The organism is Mycobacterium sp. (assembly GCF_032161845.1).
GTDB lineage: Bacteria > Actinomycetota > Actinomycetes > Mycobacteriales > Mycobacteriaceae > Mycobacterium.
The window spans coordinates 1-2,882 of the sequence record NZ_JAVRQA010000343.1 but is presented as its reverse complement, the minus strand read 5'-3'; the positions used below and the strand labels follow the sequence as shown (position 1 = coordinate 2,882).

Sequence of the window (2,882 nt, the reverse complement as noted above, 5' to 3'; positions counted from 1 at the left end):
GCTCATCGCAGAGGACTACTATGACTGGGAGACAAGGGGATATCTCGAGTACGCCAAGCGCTGGCGCGACATCCCCAAGCCGACCATCGCCGCGGTGCAGGGCAAGTGCATCGCGGCCGGGCTGATGCTGTGCTGGCCGTGCGACCTCATCGTCGCCGCGGACAACGCACAGTTCTCCGACCCGGTGGGCCTGATGGGCATCATGGGTATCGAGTACCACGCTCACACTTGGGAATTCGGGGCGCGCAAGGCAAAGGAGATGCTGTTCACCGCGAGTTCGGTGTCCGCCGAGGAGGCGCTGCGCTCCGGGATGGTCAACCACATCGTCCCGCTCGATGAATTACGCTCCTTCACAATGGATCTCGCGCATCGGGTGGCCCAGACCGACCCATGGGCGCTTCGGCTGGCCAAGCGCGCCGTCAACCAGACTCTCGACACCATGGGCTTCTCGACGGCGATCGAATCGTGCTTCGACATGCATCACCTCGGGCACACCAGGGCGCTGGCCGCGACCGGTGGGAAGACCGTCGTGATGGCCGACCTGGAACGGATGAAGGCAGCGGGCCGGGACAAGTGAGTATCCCCGCCGACCGATTCGCAACACTCTTGGCCAAGCCGCCAAACCGAATGTTCCACTGAACCCTCAACATTGCCCTGATTGCGGCAAGCCGGGCTGATGGCTCATTGGAGCTGACTATCGGCGGAGCATTTGCTTGCCGTCAAAGCTGTTCCACGCTTGCGGACGAAGCTCGATGACGACGCGGTCCTGCCGGGCCAACGCCGCTGCGTCCAAGCCGGCCATTTTGCAGAACTGTGGGTAGAACCATTCGGCTGTGGACACGTCATCGTGCACGACTGCCGACGTGCGGGCACTGATCATCCGGCCATGACCGAGTGGTATACCCGCGCTGGAAACTGCGACGGTGCTTCGGGGGTCCGCGACTAGACTGTCGACGCGGGGACGGTCGCGGAAGGACGTCACCCAGAATGCATCACGCTCAAACACGTAGGTTAGGAATGCCGACACCGGCCAACCGTCGCTGTTGAGCTACCCGACGGTGCATTCCGTCGGCACTGCAAGAAGTTGCATTCGTTCGTCATCGCTCAGACGGAAGGCTGTGAAATCCATGGCATTCCTTTCCTAGTCAGGCTGAAGCCGGTCCGCCGACAACAACCCGACCAGTCCCTGACGGTCGAGTTTGCCGGTGGGCAGCATCGGTAGCTCGGTCTCGGCGAGCACCTCGACCACCGTCGGAACCTTGAACCCTGACAGGTTGCGCCGGGCGTGGGCGATGACGGCACCGACGGCCAGCGTCACTCCGTGCGAGGGCACGACGGCGGCCGCGACGACTTCGCCGCGTACCGGATGCGGGAGGCCGACGACGAAGCTGTGCAGCACCCCGGGCATCGCGTCCAGTACCGATTCGACCTCGGCCGGTGAGACATTCGAGCCCGCGGTCTTGATGAGCGCGCTGGCACGGCCGGTGAAGTGCAGATGCCCGGCGTCGTCAAACCATCCGCGGTCGCCGGTCGGATACCAGCCGTCAGGACTGAACACCTGGTGGCGTTCCAGTTTGTAGATCCCGCTCATGAGTATCTGGCCGCGAACCTCGAGCTCGCCATGCTGCCCGGGCGACAGCTCGACCCCGCTGGTGTCGACGATCCGGTGCTGCACCACCCCGGGCAGCGGGATCCCGAAGGAGCCCCGCCGTTCGGTCGGCAGCGGGGAGTCGGGCACCTCGACCATGGTGTGCGGCCCCCCGGTCTCGGTCATGCCCAGCAGGTTGGGCGTCAGCTCGGGTTCGCTGGGCCGCCGCTCTGGCGGCAGTGCCTCCAGCATGGTGCCGCCGCGAACACTCGAGAGGTCGCGCTTGGCGAAGTCGGGATGATCCGTCATGGCCTGACTGGCCTGCGCCCAGCACGAAACGTAGGTCGCCCGTTCGCGCTCGAGCAGCGCCAGCGTGGCACCGGGTTCGAACACGTCCTGGGCCAGGACCGCCGCGCCGGTCGAGAGTGCCTGCAGCACAACCATCGTCAGGCCGCCCACCCAGAAGAACGGCATCGGAGAATAGACGCGGTCGGCCGCAGTGACGCCGCGGTGGTGGGCCAGGAGGTAGGCGTGGCGCACCAGGCTGCCGTGGGTATGCGCGACGGACTTCGGCAGCGCCGTCGTCCCGGACGTGGTGACGAGGACGAGATCGTCGGCCGGTCGAACCTCCTTCTCAGCTGAACTTACCAGGGACACAACCGGTTTCGTGGTGCCGGGCCACGGTGTCGCCCACGGTTGGTCGCAGTCGGGCCTGACGTGCACGCGGCGCAGGTAGGGGACGTCGGGAAGGGCGATGGCCGTGTCGCTGTCGGCCAGACCGGGCAGGGCCTCGGTCAACCGGTCGACGAGGTCGCGCCCGGCGATCGAGCGGCCCATCAGCACGACCTGCGTATCGGTGTGGCGCAGCAACCTGGCGAGTTCGGCGCCCGGCGCGAAGGTCGACAGGGGGACGGTCAGCGCACCGATGCGGGCCGCGGCCAACCACGAGATGATCCACTGTGCGCAGTTGGGGAATAGGATCCCGACCCTCGTTCCCTTGCCCACCCCGCTGGCCAGTAGTGCATCTGCCAGCACCTGCGACTCCTCGTCGGCTTCGGCGAAGCTGAGCCGCTCATGGTCGGTGACCAGAAATTCGCCGTCCGAGTGTGCGCGCCGCAACGCCAGCAGTTCGGGAATGCTGGCCGGCAACGCGTCGGGCTCGGCGGGCTCGGCGGGCTGCGCCGCGGCCATCAGCGCACGTGCACCGGGATGTGGGAGTAGCCGGCGACGTTGGACATCGTCACCCGCTGTAGGCCATCGGTATCGACGTCGAACCGTGGCCAGTGTTCGCGGA

Annotated in this window: 2 protein-coding genes; one reads left to right on the top strand and one right to left on the bottom strand. The window is 66.3% G+C overall.

What is annotated here, in order from left to right; all coding sequences use genetic code 11:
• Nucleotides 1–577: enoyl-CoA hydratase/isomerase family protein (locus QOD90_RS18460; protein WP_526352277.1), on the top strand; the 577-nt coding region annotated here is incomplete at its 5' end.
• 564 nt (nt 578–1,141) lie between these two features.
• On the opposite strand, the gene QOD90_RS18455 is transcribed toward QOD90_RS18460, so the two are convergent.
• The gene (locus QOD90_RS18455; protein ID WP_526352276.1) at nt 1,142–2,779 is read right to left on the bottom strand and encodes a class I adenylate-forming enzyme family protein; all 1,638 of its coding nucleotides are present in this window, start codon (nt 2,777–2,779) and stop codon (nt 1,142–1,144) included.
• Between the last annotated feature and the right edge of the window lie 103 nt (nt 2,780–2,882).

Coding starts and splice junctions, on each gene's coding strand:
- QOD90_RS18455 (WP_526352276.1), bottom strand. CDS start 2,779: ATGGCCGCGGCGCAGCCCGCCGAGCCCGCCGAGCCCGACGCGTTGCCG.